Here is a 20,368-nt window from a genome sequence, read left to right as displayed (position 1 = left end):
AGGATTAGATGGAAAACTCTATCCGAATTCGGTACAATACCGACGAATTATTTCTCTTAAACAACCTGCCGCAAGGCGAAAAGGAACGACTAATTATGTCAAACATCGAACAACAAGTTAAAAAAATTGTTGCTGAACAACTGGGCGTAAACGAAGCCGAAGTGAAAAACGAATCTTCTTTCCAAGACGATTTGGGTGCTGACTCTCTGGACACCGTGGAACTGGTGATGGCTTTGGAAGAAGCTTTCGGCTGCGAAATCCCTGACGAAGACGCTGAAAAAATCACTACCGTACAATTGGCTATCGACTACATCAACGCCCACCAAGGCTAATCGGTCGCCTCAAACACCCAGCCTCTGCTGCGCCATCGCAATAGAGGCTTTTACCTTATTATCAAACCCCTGAAATTTCAGACGGCATGAGTTTTGCCCGTTTTCACGAAGAAAAAGAGCAAGTCTGCCGCGAAAATCCCGACAACTAACAGCGAGATTATCATGAGTCAGAGAAGAGTAGTCATCACAGGTCTTGGCCAAGTATCACCGGTCGGCAACGACGTCGCCACCGCATGGAGCAATCTGCTCGCAGGCAAAAGCGGCATCGGACGGATTACCCGCTTTGACGCATCCGACATCAACAGCCAAATCGCCGGCGAAGTACGCGATTTCGACATCGGCCAATACATCAGCGCGAAAGAAGCGCGCCGCATGGACGTGTTTATCCATTACGGTATCGCCGCCGCCCTGCAAGCCATCAATGATTCAGGCTTGGACGATTTGGAAACCCTCGACAAAGACCGTGTCGGTGTCAACATCGGCTCCGGTATCGGCGGCCTGCCGAGCATTGAAGCGACCGGCAAAGCCGTACTCGAAGGCGGCGCGCGCAAAATCAATCCTTTCTTTATTCCGGGCTCGTTGATCAACCTGATTTCCGGCCACGTGACCATCCTTAAAGGCTACCGCGGCCCGAGCTACGGCATGGTGTCTGCCTGTACCACCGGCGCGCACTCCATCGGCGACTCTGCACGACTGATTAAATACGGCGATGCGGATGTGATGATTGCCGGCGGTGCGGAAGGCGCAATCAGCACTTTGGGCGTGGGCGGCTTTGCTGCGATGAAAGCCCTTTCTACCCGCAACGACGATCCCGCCACCGCTTCCCGTCCGTGGGACAAAGGCCGTGACGGTTTCGTTATCGGCGAAGGCGCTGGCGTGCTGGTGTTGGAAGAATTGGAACATGCGAAAAAACGCGGTGCGAAAATTTACGCCGAAATCGTCGGCTTCGGCATGAGCTCCGATGCCTACCACATTACCGCGCCTAACGAAGAAGGTCCTGCATTGGCCGTTACCCGCGCCCTGAAAGATGCCGGCCTGAATCCTGAAGACGTTGATTACGTCAACGCACACGGTACATCGACTCCTTTGGGCGATGCCAACGAAACCAAAGCCATCAAACGCGCTTTGGGCGATCATGCGCGCAAAGTCATCGTTAACTCCACCAAATCCATGACCGGCCACTTGCTTGGCGCGGCTGGCGGTGTGGAAGCGTTGTACAGCGTGTTGGCGGTACACGAGCAAAAATCTCCACCGACCATCAACATCTTTGAACAAGACGTTGAAGCCGGTTGCGATCTGGACTACTGTGCCAACGAAGCACGTGACGCGAAAATCGACGTTGCCATCTCCAATTCCTTCGGCTTTGGCGGTACCAACGGCACATTGGTATTCAAACGCTTCAAAGACTGATAGAAGGTTTTAAGCCAAATTGAAAAGGCCGTCTGAAACTGGGTTTCAGACGGCCTTTTCAATTTTAAAAGTTAAATATTCTTGATAATCTATATCATTTATATAAAAATATCGACTCCAATCAATATCGCCCGGATTTTATCGGGTAATCAACCCAATTACATTTTTATCAGGAGTCTGCAATGAAAACCATCCGTATTCTAGCATTGGCCGCCGCGCTGGCCGCCGTGCCTGCATTTGCATCTGATTTCGGCCATGAACAGGCATTGACCATAGACGGCAAGCCCGCCCATCTGGCAGAAACTTCAGCCCGTATTTTGGCAAACGAAACCCTGACTGCGCCGCAACTGGTCGAAGACATTACCGATGGATTGGGTGCGAAAAAAATTCCGGGTTATAAATTGATGATTATGGGCCGCACTTATTCGGTGGCGGCAGAAACCAAACCACCGAAAGAAGGCCAAACTCAGTGGCGGGACAATACGTTTATTCATCGCGGCGTAAAACTGTTTGTCGGTATTCCGGTTCAAAACGGCAAGATGGATTTGGCATCTGCCCGATTGATTAATATCGGCGTGGTTGATGACAACAGTGGTGCCGCGCCTCATGATGAGGGTGAGAAAATCCGCCCCGTCGGCAAACAGCTGATGTCTCCCGATACCAAAGTGGAAAATGTGAAACTCAATATTGCCAAACTGACGTTGCCAAATATGAAATTAGGCGAAACCAGTGGCGGTGGCGTGAAATTGGAAGCATCGGCAACATTGGACGGTAAACCGATACAGACCAAAATCGACAGCACTTTCTCCCGCTTTTATTCTGCCAAACCGGCGGCTACACGGCCGTTTATGGCAGATGCACGGTTTGTGAAATAATCACAAAGGCCGTCTGAAACCCAGTTTCAGACGGCCTTTTATTGATAAAACCGATTCAATACCGCATCATTTTGCTGTCCACCTGCATTGCCCAAGCATCAATACCGCCTTGCAGGTTGTAGAGGTTTTCAAATCCGGCATCTTCTAGATACATTGCCGTGTGCAGGCTGCGGATGCCGTGGTGGCAGTAAACGACGATGGGCAAATCGTCGTCGGGCAGCTCGTTTTGGCGCAGTGGGATGAGGTTCATCGGGATGTGAATGGCAGCGGGCAGGGTGCAGATGGCGCGTTCTTCATCGGTGCGGACATCGAGCAGATGAAATGCGCGGCCTTCGTCCTGCCATTGTTTCAATTCGGCGGGCGAGAGTTGGATGATGTCGGTCATAGGGTAGGGTGTAAAAGTATGAGGCCGTCTGAACTTTCAGACGGCCTGTTGTTTAAAAATCGAAATCGCCGAACGGATTGGCTGATTTGTCTTCCAAGTGTGCTACGACGGTGTCGAACAATACCTTTTCGGAAAACTCATTGCCGTTACGCGTCAGCAAAAGCGCGCGTTGTACCGGTTTGCGGCCGACGATGACCACCATACGGCCGCCGTCTTTCAGTTGCTCTTTCAGAATTTCAGGCACACTGTCTACTGCGCCGCCCACATAAATCGCATCAAAAGGAGCGCCTTGCGATGCTTCGGTCAGGCCGTTGTTTTGCACATAATCAACGTTGGTAAAGCCCAATTCGTCCAAAACTTTTTTGGCGCGTTGCTGCTGCTCGGCATCGATGTCGTCAGTGACGACTTTGCCGGCCAGTTTGGACAGCAGGGCAGTTGCATAGCCTGAGCCTGTACCGATTTCTAAGACGGTTTCGTCTTTTTTCAGTTTCAAACCTTGAGCCAGGCGGGCAACGACTTTGGGTTCCAACATCTTATGGCCGTTGGTCAGCGGCAGCTCCATATCCGCATAGGCCAAACCTTGAAAAGCCTCGCCGACAAAATGTTCGCGCTCGATCTCCTCCAAAGCATCCAAAATGTCGAAGTCCAAGACATCCCACGGACGAATCTGCTGTTCAACCATATTGAAACGCGCTTTTTCAAAGTCCATATTTGTGCTCCGTTCAATTCTTAATTTTATCGAAGCATACATTATAAATCCTTGTCGGAGAGTGTGCCATCTTTCAGACGGCCCGGAGGCTCGTTAATAATTGCCAAGCGCACATATATCCACTAAACTTTCACATTACATGACGCTACAGCAAGCAACAACCAACACACGGAGCAATAAAGATGTATCACCAAATCGGAATGTGGGATCAAAAATGGGTTATCGGCAACTGGAAAATGAACGGCCGACTCCAAAACAACAATGCGCTTATGCACCGCTTCCGCATCATGCCCACCGCCGAACGCGTCCTCATCGGCCTCGCCGCTCCGACCGTTTATCTGTTGCAATTGCACAACGCCATGCAGATTGTTTTGAACAACCGCATCTTGACCTGTGCGCAAGACGTGAGCCGTTTCCCGAATAACGGCGCGTACACCGGCGAAGTGTCCGCCGAAATGCTTGCCGACATCGGTACAGACATCGTCCTCATCGGCCACTCCGAGCGCAGCCTTTATTTCGGCGAGAAAAACGAAATCCAACGCCGCAAAATGGAAAACGTCCTCAACGTCGGCCTGATTCCATTGTTGTGCGTCGGCGAAAGCTTGGAAGAACGCGAAGCCGGTAAAGAACACGAAGTCATTGCCCACCAGCTTTCCATCCTGCAAGGTTTGAACACCAAAAACATCGCCGTTGCCTACGAGCCGGTTTGGGCGATCGGTACAGGCAAAGTCGCCACTGTCGAACAAATCGCCGACATGCACGCATTTATCTACAAAGAAATCTTGTCTTTGTGCGGAAGCGATGTTAAAATCCGCGTTCTTTACGGCGGAAGTGTGAAAGCGGATAACGCGGCCGACATCTTCGCAGTACCTCATGTAGACGGCGCATTGGTTGGTGGCGCGTCATTATCATATGACTCCTTTACCGCCATCATTAACGCAGCACAAGCCTCGTAGAAAACATATGGAAGCCTTTAAAACCCTTATCTGGATTATTAATATTATTTCCGCTCTATTCGTAATCGTGTTAGTATTGCTGCAACACGGTAAAGGTGCGGATGCCGGCGCAACATTCGGTTCTGGCAGCGGTAGCGCGCAAGGCGTATTCGGTTCTGCCGGTAATGCCAACTTCCTCAGCCGCTCGACTGCCGTTGCTGCAACATTTTTCTTTGCGACCTGCATGGCAATGGTGTATATTCACACCCACTCCAATAAGCACGGTTTAGACTTCAGCGATGTGAAGCAGACCCAACAGGCTCCTAAGCCTGCAACGCCTGCACAAAACAATACAGCTCCTGTTGCTCCGAATCCTCAGCAGCAGTAAGACAATTTGATTTATGCCGACATGGTGGAATTGGTAGACACGCTATCTTGAGGGGGTAGTGGCCGTAGGCTGTGCGAGTTCAAATCTCGCTGTCGGCACCACATTAGAAAATCTAACCGCTTTTTAGCGGTTATTTTTTCGTCTTGAGAATCTGCCTTTCCTTTATTTTTAGGCCGAGACAGGGAAATACAATGAAGCGTTTGGTTGTCGGCATCAGCGGTGCCAGCGGTTTTCAGTATGGCGTGAAGGCTTTACAGCTTTTGCGTGAGCATCAGGTAGAAACGCATTTGGTGGTTTCGCAAGGGGCGGAGATGACCCGTGCTTTGGAAACGGATTACACCAAAGAAGACGTTTATGCTTTGGCGGATGTCGTGCATTCTGTCCGTAATGTAGGGGCAAGTATTGCCAGCGGTTCGTTTTTGACGGACGGAATGTTGATTGCGCCGTGTTCAATGAAAACTTTGGCTTCGGTTGCTCATGGGTTTGCCGATAATTTGCTCAGCCGTGCGGCGGATGTAACGTTGAAAGAGAGGCGCAGGCTGGTGTTGATGGTGCGTGAAGCACCGTTAAACTTGGCACACATCGACAATATGCGCCGTGTAACAGAGATGGGCGGCATAGTGTTTCCTCCTGTTCCGGCTCTGTATCAGAAGCCCGAATCCATTGATGATATGATTACGCACAGCGTGTCTCATGCTTTGGACTTGTTCGGTATTGTTCAAACCGATGCGCCGCGCTGGCAGGGCTGATGTTTCAGACGGCCTGAAAATAAATTTAATACACTGAGAAAGAGGATAAAAATCATGCAAGCGATTCCTGCCAATATCGTTAAATTTTTGAGCAATCATCATGTCGTCAGTATTGCCGCTGCGGCAGACGGCGAAGTTTGGGCGGCTTGTTGTTTTTATGTGTTTGATGAAGCCAATGCCCGCCTGATTGTGCTGACTTCTTTGAAAACAAAGCATGGCGGACTGATGAGCCGTTCTGCCAAAGTAGCCGGTACCATCGCCGGTCAGCCTGACAGTATCACGAAAATCAGTGGTGTTCAGTTTGCGGCGACTGCCGCTTTGATTGAAGATGAAGCGGATTTGAAAGCGGCGCAGTCTTTATTTTACAAAGCGCATCCTGCCGCCAGGGTGATGAAAAGTGATGTCTGGGCGTTGAATTTGGATAATGTGAAATTTACTGACAATAAATTGGTATTCGCACAAAAAACGTATTGGAATCGTGAGGATTAAGAAAAGGCCGTCTGAAAGATAAAATTTCAGACGGCCTTTGATGCTTTAAGAATTAATCGTGTCCGATGTCTACGGTTTTTTCTTTGTAACGTGTGTCGGGAATCAAAACAATTTTATCGTCCACTTTGCCGATGGCTTTCACGTCTTTGCCCGGATAGTCCAGCTGATGCAGGAAGTAGCGGATACAGTTCAAACGTGCGCGTTTTTTGTCGTCGGAGCGGATGATGACCCAAGGCGCGTCGCCGGTGTGGGTGTGGAAGAACATGGCGTTTTTGGCTTCGGTGTAGTCGTCCCAGCGGTCGAGCGACTGGATATCCACAGGGGATAGTTTCCAGTGTTTCAGGGGGTCGTCACGACGGGAGATGAAGCGGCGGAGTTGTTCTTCACGGGATACGGAGAACCAGAATTTGAACAGGTGGATGCCGCTGGCAACAAGCATACGTTCCAATTCAGGGGTTTGACGCATGAAGAGCAGGTATTCGTTAGGTTCGCAGAAGCCCATAACGCGCTCTACGCCGGCACGGTTGTACCATGAGCGGTCGAAGAATACCATTTCGCCCGCGGTCGGCAGATTTTGGATGTAGCGTTGGAAATACCATTGGCCGCGTTCGGTAGTGGTCGGTTTTTCCAGTGCGACAACGCGTGCGCCGCGCGGGTTCAAATGTTCCATAAAGCGTTTGATGGTACCGCCTTTACCGGCTGCATCGCGGCCTTCAAACAGGCTGACGATACGCTGACCGGAATCTTTAACCCAGCTTTGTACTTTCAATAATTCGATTTGCAGCTTCTGTTTTTCTTTTTCGTAAACAGAACGGCGCATACGTTGTTTGTACGGGTAGTTGGCAGGAAGCGGTGCGCTGCTGGAATCCTCGTCAGTGCCGCGTCCTTCGTGTTCCAAAACAGCCTTTTCGAATACTTGCAGCTGGTCTTGTTTCTCGCCCAGTTCAACATTCTCGAACGGTTCTAGTTGGTGGTCTGCCATAAAGTCTCCTTATCGATTAAGTTTTAAATGATATAGTGTGGTATGGTTTGATTCTACCCTTTTATGCCTCGTTCGACTACATAAAATTACATTAGAGTACTTTTTTTGAATTTGTCTGCTAACTTATGTAAAAGCAGCGTATAATCAGCCTATTTGTACAGCAATCATGCCTTATTTCGCCCTGTTTGACGATGCCGTGAGCGGCCGAGCAAAACTCTATCAAAATCATGTAGAAAGCCATCGGTTTTATCATAACGAACTGGATTCGTTAACAAGTATTTTGCAAGCCGGCTGGAAAAAGGGTTTGCATGCAGTGTTGTTTGCAGACTACGAATTCGGGTTGCCGCTGATGGATATTCCGTCTGGCCGCAGTGGCAGTCTGCGTTTGCACTGGTTTGCCGATTATTCCGAAATCGATGCCGAAAACTGGCTGGCCAATCATTCAGACGGCCTTGAGGCAGGCATCTCTACTCCCCGATTCTCCGTATCCGAAGCCGATTATCTCGAGCATATCCGTCAAATCCACGAAGCCATCCGCCGCGGCGATACCTATCAAATCAATTACACCGCACGCCTGCACCTGCAAACTTACGGCAATCCGATTCAACTTTACCGCCGCTTGCGCCAGCCTGTGCCGTATGCCGTTTTGTCTTGTCTGCCCGACGGGGCAGGGCAGGAGGCGTGGACTTTGTGTTTTTCTCCCGAACTTTTCCTCAAAATCGATTCAGACGGCCTGATTACAACCGAGCCGATGAAAGGCACTGCGCCGATTCTTCACGATGGGCAAGATGAACGCCGCGCCGTTGAATTGCAAAACGACCCGAAAAACCGCGCCGAAAATGTGATGATTGTCGATTTGTTGCGCAACGACCTCGGCAAAATTGCGCAAACAGGCAAAGTATGCGTGCCTGAACCGTTTAAAGTTTCCCGTTTCGGTAGCGTTTGGCAGATGACTAGTGCCATCGAAGCGCAGGCGCTGGCTGATGTTTCGGTTGCCGATATTCTCCGCGCAGCCTTCCCGTGCGGCAGTATCACCGGCGCGCCTAAACGCATGAGTATGCAGATTATTGAGTCCCTCGAATCCGAACCGCGCAGTTTGTACACAGGCAGCATCGGCTTTTTGCATCCGTGTGATACGGGTTTGGGGTTTGAAGGCGTGTTTAATGTCGTGATCCGCACTTTATCTCTGAAGCCGGTTCCAGACGGCCTTTATCAAGGTGTTTATGGCGTGGGTTCGGGAATTGTGATTGATAGCGATCCGGAGGCCGAATATCGCGAGTGCGGTTGGAAGGCGCGCTTCCTCAATGAATTGCGGCCTGATTTTGGTATTTTTGAAACCATGCGCGTGGAAAACAAACAATGCCGTTTGCTTGATTTGCATTTTGGCCGTCTGAACAGCTCGGCGCAAGTGCTCAACCTGACTTGGCCTGAAAACGCAATAGAGCAAATCCAACATTATATAGATGCGTTGCCAAATGGGTTGTTTAGAGTCAAAGCCGCCTTGTTTTCAGACGGCCTTGCATTGAGCCATGCGGCTGTTTCTGAATTGAGTGAACAACAATACGTCATCTTGAGTGAGCACACATTAAGCCAACGCGATTATCTGCGCCGTTTCAAAACCACGCGCCGTGAAATTTTTGACCAGGCGTGGAAAACGGCAGAAGGGCAGGGCGCATTTGACAGCCTGTTTTTCAATTCAGACGGCCTGTTATTGGAGGGAGGAAGAAGCAATGTGTTTATCAAATATCAGGGACAATGGCTTACGCCGTCTTTGGATTTGGATATTTTGAACGGAGTGATGCGCCAAGCGGTATTGAAGCAGCCTCAGCTTTTAGGTGCGGATACAATCAAAGAAACCCACATCTCGCGTTCTATGTTGGAAAATGCGGAAGAAATCCGCTTGAGCAATGCTTTAAGGGGCGTGTTTGCGGTTTCGCTCCGTAAATAAATGGCAATAGTCAAATCATCGTGATTCAAATTGTCGTAAATCGGCAATATCCGATAGAATACGTCATTTCAACATTGAGGCCGTCTGAAAGGGAAAACAATATGGCAAAAGCAAAAGGTGGATTGGGACGCGGTTTGGATTCGCTGATATCCAATGCGGTGGACAGCAGCAGTAGCGACCGCCTGACAACGGTTGCCATCGCCGATATTCAGCCCGGCCGCTATCAGGCGCGCGTACAAATGGATGACGAAGCCTTGCAGGAATTGGCCGATTCTATTAAGGCACAAGGCATTATCCAGCCGGTTATCGTACGCGAACGTGGTCTGTCTCAATATGAATTGATTGCCGGCGAACGCCGTTGGCGTGCTTCCCAGTTGGCCGGTTTGACCGAAATTCCCGTCGTCATCAAAACCATCAGCGACGAAACCGCGTTGGCCATGGGTTTGATTGAAAACCTGCAACGTGAAAACCTCAATCCGATTGAAGAGGCGCAAGGTTTGAAACGCCTCGCCGACGAATTCGGACTGACCCACGAAACCATCGCAAAAGCCGTCGGTAAAAGCCGCAGCGCCATCTCCAACAGCCTGCGCCTGTTGAGCCTGCCTGAGCCGGTTCAAGAAATGCTTTACCAACGCCGTCTGGAAATGGGTCATGCCCGTGCGTTGCTGACCTTGCATGTGGTCGATCAATTGGAGTTGGCGCAAAAAGCCGTCAAAAACGGCTGGTCGGTGCGCGAAGTAGAACGCCGCAGCCAATTGGCGCATCAAAAAGCCAAGCCCGAAGCAGCCAAAACCATCAGCCCGGATATCCGCCGCATCAATGATGCATTGACCGAGCATTTGGGCGTTAATGCCGAAGTCAAAACCAGCAATCAGAAAAAAGGCAAAATCGTGCTGCATTTTGATACGCCGGAAACATTCGAATATTTGCTGAAGCAGTTGGGCATCAATCAAGCGTTCTAACGGCTTTATAAATAGAACAGGCCGTCTGAAAAAAAGCTTTTCAGACGGCCTCAATTTTTGAAAAAGCGTAGAGCGTATAAATGTTTACAATACAAATCAAAATCTTCTGTAAAATCTATGTAACAACATGTAATTTGTGTTAAACTCCATTCCAGCAAAGATTTGTTTTATATGTGTTAATCATTTATTTGTGAAAGGTTCACAAAGATTAACATATTGCTTGACGTTAACAAACTTCTTGATTATATTAGCCTGCCTTGCTTTTTGGGGTACAAAGTACAATGAATCAGATAGTCCCATTGCAAGTGATTGTATTATTAATAATTTCAGTTGTTTGTGCATTATTCTCCGGATTGCCCGGCTTCCTCTCTGCTTTGGCGGGAGGATTTTCGTACATTTTGCCTACCCTAGTTGCAGTTTTACTTTTAAAGTTTTCCCGACGAAATCCCGATCTGCAAAGCTCGATGTTTGTCGGCGGAGAGGTTTTAAAAGTAGTGCTGTCGCTGGTATCTATGTTGGTCGTTTTTGCGATATGGCATCGATCACTGGTATTTTACCCATTTTTATTGGCGTTTCTTGGCGTCAGTCATTTGGTTTTTTTAGTATTGTTGAGAGTAAAACACTATGGCAGGTGAAACTATGACCGCTGCCGACTACATCAAGCACCACTTGCAAAGCTTGACCAGTATGTCGGATGTTACTCAGGGTCAAGGACTGAAAAACATTGCTGATTTTTCGTTCATTAACCTTGATGCAATCTTTTTTGCCGTTCTGTTGGGCGTAATCGGCAGCTTCCTTTTGTGGCGCGGTGCCAAAAAAGCGACGGCTGGTGTTCCCGGTCGTTTCCAAGCGGCTGTTGAAATTCTGTTCGAATTCGTGGATGACATGTGTAAAAGCATTATCCATAACGAACAATCGCGTAAAGCCGTTGCCCCGTTGGGTCTGACCTTGTTTGTCTGGATTCTCTTGATGAATGCCATGGATATGCTGCCGGTTGATTTGCTGCCGATGGCATGGCAAGGCATTACCGGTAATCATCATGCCCTGTTGCGCGTTGTGCCGACAGCTGACTTGAATACGACTTTGGCTCTGGCGATTGGCGTATTGCTGATCTGTATTTACTACAATGTCAAAATCAAAGGCCTTGGCGGTTGGATTCACGAGTTGTTCTGCGCACCTTTCGGTCCATGGCTTGCTCCGGCCAACTTCCTGCTGAACTTGGTAGAGTTTTTGTCCAAAACCGTATCCCACGGTATGCGGTTGTTTGGTAATATGTATGCCGGTGAGCTGGTGTTCCTGTTGATCGCCCTGTTGGGCGGTGCATGGGCGTCAACCGGCAGTGTCGAAACTTTGGATCCGATTTTATTTGTGTTCCACCTGATTGCCGGTTTGGCTTGGTCGATTTTCCACATTTTGGTCATCACCTTGCAGGCATTTATTTTCATGGCGTTGGCGTTCGTATATATCGGACAGGCGCATGATGCACACTAATCAAGTAGTTTTTTTGTAGTTTGTTTTTTGTAGTTTAACCTTTACTATTTTAAGGAGTTTAAAAATGGGTTTGATTGCTATCGCATGTGGTTTGATCGTTGCCTTGGGCGCATTGGGTGCCTCTATCGGTATTGCAATGGTTGGTTCTAAATACTTGGAATCTTCTGCTCGCCAACCTGAGCTGATCGGTCCGCTGCAAACCAAACTGTTCTTGATCGCTGGTCTGATCGATGCGGCTTTCTTGATCGGTGTGGCTATTGCCCTGTTGTTCGCCTTCGTTAACCCGTTTGGTGGTGCGTAATCAAGACGGAGCGATCCGTTCAGATACAGGCTTGCCGTCTGTTTGATTAACCCAGATACGAAGGTTAAGTAACGTGAATATTAATGCAACCTTATTTGCGCAAATCCTAGTTTTCTTTGGCTTGGTTTGGTTTACGATGAAATTCGTATGGCCTCCGATTGCCAAAGCATTGGATGAGCGTGCCGCAAAAATCGCCGAGGGCTTGGCTGCCGCCGAGCGCGGTAAGAGCGATTTTGAGCAGGCAGAGAAAAAAGTTGCAGAACTTATGGCCGAAGGGCGTAATCAGGTAACCGAAATGGTTGCCAACGCCGAAAAACGTGCTGCGAAAATTGTAGAAGAAGCCAAAGAGCAAGCTTCTCATGAAGCAGCACGCATTGCAGCCCAAGCAAAAGCTGATGTAGAGCAAGAAGTTAACCGTGCACGCGAAGTGTTGCGCGAACAGGTCGCTTCATTGGCTGTTAAAGGTGCGGAATCTATCCTGCGTAAAGAAGTCGATGCTTCCAAACATGCAGATCTGCTCAGTGCCTTAAAACAGGAGCTGTAATCTTATGGCAGAGTTCGCAACGATTGCCAGACCTTATGCGAAAGCATTGTTTAGTCTGGCTCAGGAAAAAAACCAAATCGAGTCTTGGTTGGGCGAACTGAAAGAACTCGCAGCGGTTGTTCAGGATGAGAAAGTCATTGCTTTCATCGAGCAGCCGGAAACGGGAGCTTCCGAAAAGGCAGAAACGCTCAAAGGTCTTGTCGGTATCAAAAATGTCGAATTGGCAAATTTTATTACCGTTTTGGCCGAGCAAAAGCGTTTGCTGGTATTGCCGGAAATTTATGCCCAATATCAAGATTTGACCTTGATACACAACAATACGAAATCGGCAGTAATTTACAGCGCGTATGAGCTCAGTTCTCAGCAGCTGGCCGATGTTACCGATATCCTGACAAAACGCTTCAACAGCAAATTGGATGTGGTAACTAAAGTTGCCCCTGAATTAATCGGCGGCATCAAAGTAGAAGTGGGTGATCAGGTCTTGGATTTGTCCGTACAAGGCAAACTGAATGTTTTGTATGCGACTATGACAAATTAGGAGAGTTTTCATGCAGCTTAATCCTGCTGAAATTAGCGATTTGATTAAAGCCAAAATCGAAAATCTGTCCGTCAATGCAGAAGTGCGTACCCGTGGTACCGTTGTTTCTGTTACAGACGGCATTGTGCGCATTCATGGCTTGTCAGACGCGATGCAAGGTGAGATGCTCGAATTCCCCGGTAACACTTTCGGTCTGGCCATGAACTTGGAGCGCGACTCCGTCGGTGCCGTAGTGTTGGGTGAGTACGAACACATTAAAGAAGGCGATACAGTTACCTGTACCGGCCGTATTTTGGAAGTGCCGATCGGTCGCGAATTGGTTGGCCGCGTAGTTGATGCATTGGGTCGTCCTATCGACGGTAAAGGTCCAATCAATACAACTTTGACTGCTCCAATCGAAAAAATCGCACCGGGTGTGATTGCGCGTAAATCGGTTGACCAACCCATGCAAACCGGCCTGAAAGCCATTGACTCTATGGTTCCGGTTGGTCGCGGTCAACGTGAGCTGATCATTGGTGACCGTCAAACCGGTAAAACAGCCGTAGCACTGGATGCCATCGTTAACCAAAAAGGTACAGGCGTTATCTGTATTTATGTGGCTATCGGTCAAAAAGCATCTTCTATTGCCAACGTAGTACGCAAATTGGAAGAGCATGGCGCGATGGAACATACTATCGTGGTTGCTGCGACTGCTTCTGAAGCCGCTGCGCTGCAATACATCGCTCCTTACTCCGGTTGTACCATGGGTGAATTCTTCCGTGACCGCGGTGAAGATGCATTGATCGTATACGATGACTTGTCTAAACAAGCCGTTGCATACCGTCAAATTTCCCTGCTGCTGCGCCGTCCACCTGGTCGTGAAGCCTATCCTGGCGACGTATTCTACCTGCACTCCCGTCTGTTGGAACGTGCAGCCCGCGTCAGCGAAAACGAAGTTGAAAAACTGACCAATGGCGAAGTAAAAGGCAAAACCGGTTCTCTGACTGCGTTGCCGATTATTGAAACCCAAGCCGGTGACGTATCAGCATTCGTACCAACCAACGTAATTTCGATTACAGACGGCCAAATCTTCTTGGAAACCGACTTGTTCAACGCCGGTATCCGTCCTGCAATCAATGCCGGTATTTCCGTATCGCGCGTAGGTGGTGCGGCACAAACCAAAGTCATCAAAAAACTGGGTGGCGGTATCCGTTTGGCGTTGGCGCAGTACCGTGAATTGGCGGCGTTCTCCCAATTTGCTTCCGATTTGGACGAAGCAACACGCAAACAGCTGCAACACGGTGAAGTGGTTACTGAATTGATGAAACAAAAACAATTCAGCACATTGAACACTGCCGAAATGGCATTGACTTTGTGGGCGATCAACAACGGTTCTTACGCAGATGTTCCGGTATCCAAAGCCTTGGCTTTCGAAGCAGAATTCCTGAGTTTCGTACGTACGCAACATCCTGAGGTTCTGGATGCGATTAATGCATCAGGCGCAATGTCTGACGAAAGCGAAAAAGCATTGACCGAAGCCATGAAATCTTTCAAATCTTCTTACGCTTACCAAGCATAAGTATTGAGATGAAAGGAGTCTGAAATGGCAGTCGGAAAAGAGATTCTCACCAAAATCCGTAGTGTTCAAAATACCCAAAAGATCACTAAAGCGATGCAAATGGTGTCGACCTCTAAAATGCGGAAGACTCAAGACCGGATGCGCTTAGCGCGTCCGTACGCCGAAAAAGTGCGTACAGTGATGAGCCATCTTGCACAGACCAATGCCGATCATGGTATCAAATTGTTGGAGCCACACCGCGAAGTGCGTCGTGCCGGTTTCATTTTGATTACCTCGGATAAAGGTTTGTGCGGCGGCTTGAACGCAAACGTACTGAAAAAGTTTTTGGCGCAAGTTCAAGAGTATCAGGAACAAGGCATCGAAGTCGAAGTCGTGTGCCTGGGTAGTAAAGGTTTGGCTGCATGCCAAAGCATCGGTTTGAACGTTATTGCCAGTGCAACCAATTTGGGCGATACCCCGAAAATGGAAGCGTTGCTTGGCCCTTTGACCGAAATCTTCCAACGTTATGAGAGACATGAATTAGACCGTATCCATATGGTTTACTCACGTTTTATCAACACAATGCGCCAAGAGCCGCGTATGGAAGTTTTGCTGCCTATCGGTGAAAACGTTATTGACGACGGAACAGGTCATTCTTCATTTACTTGGGAATACCTCTACGAGCCGAGCCCTATCGCCGTATTGGAATATTTGGTTCGCCGCTATTTAGAGTCTGTGGTTTATCAGGCATTGAGCGACAACATGGCATCTGAACAAGCCGCGCGTATGGTAGCGATGAAAGCCGCAACCGACAACGCAGGTAATGCCATCAAAGAATTGCGCTTGGTGTACAACAAATCGCGTCAAGCCGCGATTACCACAGAATTGTCAGAAATTGTAGCAGGTGCAGCGGCAGTTTAATGCCGTCTGAAGCCTGAACAGGAAATTAGGATACGATAATGAGCCAAGGCAAAATCGTACAAGTTATTGGTGCGGTGGTTGACGTGGAATTTCCACGCGACGCTATCCCGCATGTTTACGATGCCCTGAAATTGGACGAGAACGGTCTGACTCTGGAAGTTCAACAGCTTCTGGGTGACGGCGTTGTCCGTACTATTGCAATGGGTAGTTCAGACGGCCTGAAACGCGGCATGTCTGTAAGCAATACTGGTGCGCCAATCACTGTGCCGGTAGGTAAAGGTACATTGGGTCGTATTGTCGACGTATTGGGTACGCCTGTTGATGAAGCAGGTCCGATCGATACCGACAAGAGCCGCGCCATTCACCAAACTGCTCCGAAATTCGACGAGTTGTCTTCAACTACCGAATTGCTGGAAACCGGTATTAAAGTGATCGACTTGCTGTGTCCGTTTGCTAAGGGCGGTAAAGTAGGTCTGTTCGGTGGTGCCGGTGTGGGCAAAACCGTGAACATGATGGAATTAATTAACAACATCGCCAAAGCGCACAGCGGTCTGTCCGTGTTCGCAGGTGTGGGTGAGCGTACCCGTGAAGGTAACGACTTCTACCACGAGATGAAAGATTCCAACGTATTGGATAAAGTAGCCATGGTGTATGGCCAAATGAACGAACCTCCGGGCAACCGTCTGCGCGTTGCTTTGACCGGTTTGACTATGGCCGAATACTTCCGTGACGAAAAAGACGAAAACGGTAAAGGCCGCGACGTATTGTTCTTCGTTGACAACATCTACCGTTACACTCTGGCCGGTACTGAAGTATCTGCACTGTTGGGCCGTATGCCTTCTGCAGTGGGTTACCAACCGACATTGGCTGAAGAAATGGGTCGTTTGCAAGAGCGTATTACCTCTACCCAAACCGGTTCCATTACTTCCATCCAAGCCGTATATGTACCTGCGGATGACTTGACTGACCCGTCTCCAGCGACAACTTTCGCCCACTTGGACGCAACCGTCGTATTGAGCCGTGATATTGCCTCTTTGGGTATTTACCCGGCAGTTGACCCGCTTGATTCTACTTCACGCCAATTGGATCCGATGGTATTGGGTCAAGAGCACTACGACGTAGCGCGCGGTGTACAGTCCACTCTGCAAAAATACAAAGAATTGCGCGACATTATCGCCATTCTGGGTATGGACGAATTGTCTGACGAAGACAAACTGACTGTAATGCGTGCCCGTAAAATCCAACGCTTCCTGTCTCAACCGTTCCACGTTGCAGAAGTGTTTACAGGTTCTCCAGGCAAGTATGTTGCCCTGCGCGATACCATTGCCGGCTTTAAAGCCATCTTGAACGGCGAATACGACCATCTGCCTGAACAAGCGTTCTACATGGTAGGCGGCATCGAAGAAGCAGTTGAGAAAGCGAAAACCTTAAACTAAGGAGGTCGGCATGAGCGTCATGCAAGTTGAAGTGGTCAGTAGCGAGCAAAACATCTATTCGGGCGAAGCCAGCTTTGTGGTGGTTCCGACCGTTCAAGGTGAGCTTGGTATTTATCCACGACACGAGCCGATTATGAGTTTGGTACGCCCCGGCGCATTGCGTTTGACTGTTCCGGGTGAAGCTGAAGAAGTGCTGGTTGCTGTTTCCGGCGGTGTTTTAGAAGTACAGCCTGATAAGATTACTGTATTGGCAGACGTTGCTGTCCGCAGTACCGAAATGGATCAGGCGCGTGCTGAAGAAGCTAAAAAAGCAGCCGAGGCAGGTGTTTCGGCAGCCAAAGATGATAAATCTCTGGCCGAAGCGCACAAAGCATTGGCAGCAGCCATTGCCCAGCTGAAAACTTTGGACTACCTTCGTTCGCAAAAAAACAAGTAATGTGGGTTCATCAAGAAAAAGCACAACAAAATGTTGTGCTTTTTTATTTTCTTGAAGATAAGTAGCTTGATATTAAAATACCGATAGACGAGTAGATGGCAAGTTTGAAATCGAAACGGTAGAATCAGTTTTTATGACTCAATTGTTGGTGGATCATTGTCAAAGCAGTTAGCCTTGTTATTTGGCTAAGAATAACCCACTCAATCTTTTTTAACCACAAAAAGCAGGGTGGATAATTCCTAAAATTTATTGCAACCGCAACAGAGCTGAATTGGTGAGTATTGAAAATATTAGAATTTGTGGAAGCTCTTGTATAAACAAAAGGCCGTCTGAAAAGTTTCAGACGGCCTTTAAACCATTATGACAGTATCTGTTTATGATTGGTCGATGCTTTTATCCAACCCTTGGGTCAGACCGTTGATGTCGCCACCATTCAGTCCTAACTCTTTCAATAGACCGTCAACCAACGGGGCTTGGCTGCGGTAGCGCAGGGCGCTGTTGACCATTTGGTCTGCAAGGCTGGCTTGTGTGGTTTGGCCGTCTGAAGCACCTTCCGCGCCGTTTGCACCACCGGCAAAACCACCCAGACCATTGACTTGCAAAATCTTGATGTCTTCGATTTTTTCCATTGGGCGGACGGATTCGCGAATGATGTCGGGCAGGTGTTTCAAGAGGGCAAGGCGGACTTGCATTTCAACCTGCTCGACACTCAGCACGTTGGCAGCTTCGTTGACGGCGCGGGTACCTTCGGCGTCAACCTTGTATTGTTGCTCTTGCGCTTGCGCCAACAGAATTTTGGCATCGGCTTCACCTTTGGCTTGCAGGCGTTGTTTCTCAGCTTCTGCTTCAGCGGCAATGCGCACGGCTTCGGCGCGGTCTTGTGCAGCTTGTTTTTCAGCCTCAGCGGCGACAGTGAGCGAAATCGCGTCTTTTTGTGCGGCTTCTTCGGCGGCAATCAATTCAACCGCTTTGGCACGTTCGGCGCGTTCGGTTTCGCGTACGGTAATCACGCTCTCTTCTTCGCGAACAGCGGCGGCGCGGGCTTTGTCGGCCTCGGCTTTGGCTTCGGATTCGGCACGCGATTTCTCGGCAACGGCGATGGCACGGTCTTGCTCGGCCAATTCGATGGCTTTGCGGCGTTCAACCTCTGCCTGTTCAACGGCTTGGGCTTTGCGGATGTCTTCGTTTTTAATGTCGCGTTCGGCGGCAATGCGTTTCAAATCCACTTCGCGTTCTGCGGCAATTTTTGCTTCTTCCGCCTCACGTTTTTTCTGAGATTCTTGTTCGGCAATGCTGGCCTCTTGTTCGGCGCGGCGGACGGCAATCTCACGCTCTTGTTCGAGTTTGGCGTATTCTTCTTCGCGCGAGATTTTTAGGCGTTGCTGCTCGGCTTCGAGGTTTTTGGTTTTAATCGCCAAGTCGGTATCTTGTTCGATTTCGTTACGTTTTTTGCGGCGGCCTTCGATGGTTTCGGTCAGTTTGGTCAAACCTTCCGCGTCAAACGCGTTTTGCGGGTTGAAGAACTCAAAGCTGGTTTGGTCGAGGCCGGTCAGGGAAACGGTTTCAAGTTCGAGACCGTTTTTGAACAAGTCTTCACTCACGACTTGTTGTACTTTCTGAACGAAATCAACACGTTTCTCATGCAGCTCTTCCATCGCCATTTCGGCGGCAACGGCACGCAAGGCATCAACGAATTTACCTTCGACGAGGTCTTTCAGCTCATCGGGGGACATGGTTTTCATACCCAGCGTTTGTGCGGCGGTCGCAATGCTCTCGGCGCTGGGTTTGACGCGGACGTAAAATTCAGCCATTACGTCAACGCGCATACGGTCGCGGGTAATCAGCGCCTGCTGCGCCGCGCGGCGCACTTCAAGGCGCAGTGTATTCATGTTGACGGGGATGATTTCGTGTAGCACGGGCAGCACCATCGCGCCGCCGTTCATGATGACTTTTTCGCCACCGAAACCGGTACGGACAAATGAGACTTCTTTGCTGGCGCGGCGGTACAGACGGGTCAGGATGAGGCCGAGTACAATTAGCGCGACGAGTATGACGCCGGCGATGGTGCCGATGGAGACCAAGTTCATGGTTTTTCCTTTCTTCTTGTTAATATGCCTTTGGGGGCGGTGGATTCAGAAGGCTTTGAGGGAAAGAGGCCGTCTGAAAGGGTTAAAAATATGGGTTGAAATAATAGGGTGGTTGTTTTTCTAATTGTTATTTCAAATTTCCAGATGGTGAGGATAGGGCAGTAAAGTATCTATTTTTCCCGTATCGATAAATCAGCAGTTTCAGACGGCCTCAATCCACCAAGCTTCCGCTCGGATTTAAAATTGCTTTAAATGTATTTCCGTCCAACGACACCAGCAATACTGCATCGCCTTGTTTCAATACATCATCAGAGTCAGGCTCTACCATCACATAATGCTGTTGGCCGTAAGCATCTTTCACGCGCACCTGCGCCGCATTGCCTACCCGAGCTTCGCCCAACACCACCGTGCCGACGCGGCCGATTAAACTTTCCTGCGAAACGGCTGTGGTTTCATCTTTCGGCATAATTTTGTACAAACCGCTAGCCGTTACGCGCACCAAGGGCAGGGAAAGAAACCAAACGATGACTGCTGCCAGCGTGCCATTCAGATAACTGCCGAATACAGTGGCAAAGGCCGTCTGAAACAGATAACCCGTCAGTCCGTATACGGCAAGAAACACCACCATCAACATCAGCACCGGGATACGTCCGACATACAGCCAGCTCAGGAAACGCACGAATATGCCTGCATCCGCCACATCCAATCCGACCTCGGCGTGTGCAGTTTCGGTCAGGCTGTCGGGCAACAGGTTGTCCAACCAGTCGCTGATACCGCCTGCCAGCATGGAAATGATTTCAAACACACCGAGCAAACCCATCAGCGCAATGGCAATGCCGAAGATTTCAGTTTCGGGGGCGTTGATTAAATTCCACATATTGCATTTCCTTATTCTTTTTAATTTTCAGACGGC

General features: G+C 49.2%; 23 protein-coding genes and 1 tRNA gene. 19 read left to right on the top strand and 5 right to left on the bottom strand.

What is annotated here, in order from left to right; genetic code table 11:
• The first annotated feature begins 95 nt into the window (after nucleotides 1–95).
• From acpP to ACTHRY_RS01050, 3 genes are all read left to right on the top strand, one after another.
• A complete protein-coding gene (gene acpP / locus ACTHRY_RS01060) occupies nucleotides 96–332 on the top strand; it encodes an acyl carrier protein (RefSeq protein WP_003679644.1) in 237 nt (78 codons plus the stop codon).
• A 162-nt stretch (nucleotides 333–494) separates the two neighbouring features.
• Nucleotides 495–1,742: a beta-ketoacyl-ACP synthase II gene (gene fabF, locus ACTHRY_RS01055; protein WP_049323116.1), complete on the top strand. Its 1,248-nt coding sequence runs from the start codon at nucleotides 495–497 to the stop codon at nucleotides 1,740–1,742.
• Between the two features lie 182 nt (nucleotides 1,743–1,924).
• The gene (locus tag ACTHRY_RS01050) at nucleotides 1,925–2,617 is read left to right on the top strand and encodes a hypothetical protein (RefSeq protein WP_049323115.1); all 693 of its coding nucleotides are present in this window, start codon (nucleotides 1,925–1,927) and stop codon (nucleotides 2,615–2,617) included.
• 55 nt (nucleotides 2,618–2,672) lie between these two features.
• On the opposite strand, the gene ACTHRY_RS01045 is transcribed toward ACTHRY_RS01050, so the two are convergent.
• Both ACTHRY_RS01045 and ACTHRY_RS01040 read right to left on the bottom strand, forming a co-directional pair.
• Nucleotides 2,673–3,002: a rhodanese-like domain-containing protein gene (locus tag ACTHRY_RS01045; RefSeq protein WP_049323114.1), complete on the bottom strand. Its 330-nt coding sequence runs from the start codon at nucleotides 3,000–3,002 to the stop codon at nucleotides 2,673–2,675.
• A 52-nt stretch (nucleotides 3,003–3,054) separates the two neighbouring features.
• Nucleotides 3,055–3,711 (bottom strand): protein-L-isoaspartate O-methyltransferase family protein, encoded by a 657-nt coding sequence (locus ACTHRY_RS01040; protein ID WP_049323112.1) that lies wholly within the window; start codon nucleotides 3,709–3,711, stop codon nucleotides 3,055–3,057.
• 182 nt (nucleotides 3,712–3,893) lie between these two features.
• Here ACTHRY_RS01040 and tpiA point away from each other — a divergent pair, with 182 nt between their 5' ends.
• From tpiA to ACTHRY_RS01015, 5 genes are all read left to right on the top strand, one after another.
• Complete coding sequence (gene tpiA / locus ACTHRY_RS01035; protein WP_004464448.1) at nucleotides 3,894–4,667, top strand: triose-phosphate isomerase; 774 nt, start codon at nucleotides 3,894–3,896, stop codon at nucleotides 4,665–4,667.
• Between the two features lie 7 nt (nucleotides 4,668–4,674).
• Nucleotides 4,675–5,034 carry a preprotein translocase subunit SecG gene (secG, locus tag ACTHRY_RS01030; RefSeq protein ID WP_049323110.1) on the top strand — a complete coding sequence of 120 codons (360 nt, stop codon included), beginning with the start codon at nucleotides 4,675–4,677 and terminating at the stop codon, nucleotides 5,032–5,034.
• A 15-nt stretch (nucleotides 5,035–5,049) separates the two neighbouring features.
• Nucleotides 5,050–5,135: transfer RNA gene (locus ACTHRY_RS01025), tRNA-Leu, on the top strand.
• 90 nt (nucleotides 5,136–5,225) lie between these two features.
• The gene (locus ACTHRY_RS01020; protein ID WP_049323108.1) at nucleotides 5,226–5,783 is read left to right on the top strand and encodes a UbiX family flavin prenyltransferase; all 558 of its coding nucleotides are present in this window, start codon (nucleotides 5,226–5,228) and stop codon (nucleotides 5,781–5,783) included.
• A 54-nt stretch (nucleotides 5,784–5,837) separates the two neighbouring features.
• Nucleotides 5,838–6,272, top strand: coding sequence for a pyridoxamine 5'-phosphate oxidase family protein (locus tag ACTHRY_RS01015; protein WP_036492087.1), 435 nt, complete (start codon nucleotides 5,838–5,840; stop codon nucleotides 6,270–6,272).
• 52 nt (nucleotides 6,273–6,324) lie between these two features.
• On the opposite strand, the gene ppk2 is transcribed toward ACTHRY_RS01015, so the two are convergent.
• Nucleotides 6,325–7,254, bottom strand: coding sequence for a polyphosphate kinase 2 (gene ppk2, locus ACTHRY_RS01010; RefSeq protein WP_036492084.1), 930 nt, complete (start codon nucleotides 7,252–7,254; stop codon nucleotides 6,325–6,327).
• Between the two features lie 166 nt (nucleotides 7,255–7,420).
• On the opposite strand from ppk2, the gene ACTHRY_RS01005 reads away from it, so the two are divergent.
• The 11 genes from ACTHRY_RS01005 to ACTHRY_RS00955 all read left to right on the top strand — a co-directional run bounded on the left by ACTHRY_RS01005 (nucleotide 7,421) and on the right by ACTHRY_RS00955 (nucleotide 17,368).
• Complete coding sequence (locus ACTHRY_RS01005; RefSeq protein ID WP_049323107.1) at nucleotides 7,421–9,202, top strand: bifunctional chorismate-binding protein/class IV aminotransferase; 1,782 nt, start codon at nucleotides 7,421–7,423, stop codon at nucleotides 9,200–9,202.
• Nucleotides 9,203–9,303: 101 nt separating this feature from the next.
• On the top strand, nucleotides 9,304–10,164 hold the full coding sequence (locus ACTHRY_RS01000; protein WP_049323106.1) for a ParB/RepB/Spo0J family partition protein: 861 nt from the start codon (nucleotides 9,304–9,306) through the stop codon (nucleotides 10,162–10,164).
• Nucleotides 10,165–10,445: 281 nt separating this feature from the next.
• Entirely contained in the window at nucleotides 10,446–10,799 is a 354-nt protein-coding gene (locus tag ACTHRY_RS00995; protein ID WP_049323105.1) for an ATP synthase subunit I, read from the top strand.
• Nucleotides 10,789–11,655 carry a F0F1 ATP synthase subunit A gene (gene atpB / locus ACTHRY_RS00990; RefSeq protein ID WP_440373972.1) on the top strand — a complete coding sequence of 289 codons (867 nt, stop codon included), beginning with the start codon at nucleotides 10,789–10,791 and terminating at the stop codon, nucleotides 11,653–11,655. The genes ACTHRY_RS00995 and atpB overlap by 11 nt, the downstream gene beginning before the upstream one ends.
• A gap of 64 nt (nucleotides 11,656–11,719) precedes the next feature.
• Entirely contained in the window at nucleotides 11,720–11,956 is a 237-nt protein-coding gene (gene atpE, locus ACTHRY_RS00985) for a F0F1 ATP synthase subunit C (protein ID WP_003748101.1), read from the top strand.
• Nucleotides 11,957–12,029: 73 nt separating this feature from the next.
• The gene (locus tag ACTHRY_RS00980) at nucleotides 12,030–12,500 is read left to right on the top strand and encodes a F0F1 ATP synthase subunit B (protein WP_003708446.1); all 471 of its coding nucleotides are present in this window, start codon (nucleotides 12,030–12,032) and stop codon (nucleotides 12,498–12,500) included.
• Nucleotides 12,501–12,504: 4 nt separating this feature from the next.
• A complete protein-coding gene (locus ACTHRY_RS00975) occupies nucleotides 12,505–13,038 on the top strand; it encodes a F0F1 ATP synthase subunit delta (RefSeq protein WP_440373971.1) in 534 nt (177 codons plus the stop codon).
• A gap of 10 nt (nucleotides 13,039–13,048) precedes the next feature.
• The gene (gene atpA, locus ACTHRY_RS00970) at nucleotides 13,049–14,596 is read left to right on the top strand and encodes a F0F1 ATP synthase subunit alpha (RefSeq protein ID WP_036492075.1); all 1,548 of its coding nucleotides are present in this window, start codon (nucleotides 13,049–13,051) and stop codon (nucleotides 14,594–14,596) included.
• 24 nt (nucleotides 14,597–14,620) lie between these two features.
• Complete coding sequence (atpG, locus tag ACTHRY_RS00965; RefSeq protein ID WP_049323104.1) at nucleotides 14,621–15,496, top strand: F0F1 ATP synthase subunit gamma; 876 nt, start codon at nucleotides 14,621–14,623, stop codon at nucleotides 15,494–15,496.
• A 38-nt stretch (nucleotides 15,497–15,534) separates the two neighbouring features.
• Nucleotides 15,535–16,932: a F0F1 ATP synthase subunit beta gene (gene atpD, locus ACTHRY_RS00960; protein WP_003748111.1), complete on the top strand. Its 1,398-nt coding sequence runs from the start codon at nucleotides 15,535–15,537 to the stop codon at nucleotides 16,930–16,932.
• Nucleotides 16,933–16,942: 10 nt separating this feature from the next.
• On the top strand, nucleotides 16,943–17,368 hold the full coding sequence (locus ACTHRY_RS00955) for a F0F1 ATP synthase subunit epsilon (RefSeq protein ID WP_036492070.1): 426 nt from the start codon (nucleotides 16,943–16,945) through the stop codon (nucleotides 17,366–17,368).
• Between the two features lie 374 nt (nucleotides 17,369–17,742).
• On the opposite strand, the gene ACTHRY_RS00950 is transcribed toward ACTHRY_RS00955, so the two are convergent.
• Both ACTHRY_RS00950 and ACTHRY_RS00945 read right to left on the bottom strand, forming a co-directional pair.
• Nucleotides 17,743–19,455 carry a flotillin family protein gene (locus ACTHRY_RS00950; RefSeq protein WP_049323103.1) on the bottom strand — a complete coding sequence of 571 codons (1,713 nt, stop codon included), beginning with the start codon at nucleotides 19,453–19,455 and terminating at the stop codon, nucleotides 17,743–17,745.
• Nucleotides 19,456–19,666: 211 nt separating this feature from the next.
• Complete coding sequence (locus tag ACTHRY_RS00945; RefSeq protein WP_049323102.1) at nucleotides 19,667–20,332, bottom strand: YqiJ family protein; 666 nt, start codon at nucleotides 20,330–20,332, stop codon at nucleotides 19,667–19,669.
• Between the last annotated feature and the right edge of the window lie 36 nt (nucleotides 20,333–20,368).

This window comes from Neisseria sp. P0004.S004, from assembly GCF_051963335.1.
Taxonomy (GTDB): domain Bacteria; phylum Pseudomonadota; class Gammaproteobacteria; order Burkholderiales; family Neisseriaceae; genus Neisseria.
Note: the sequence above shows the minus strand (reverse complement) of the source record. Positions and strands in the feature narration are given on the sequence as shown.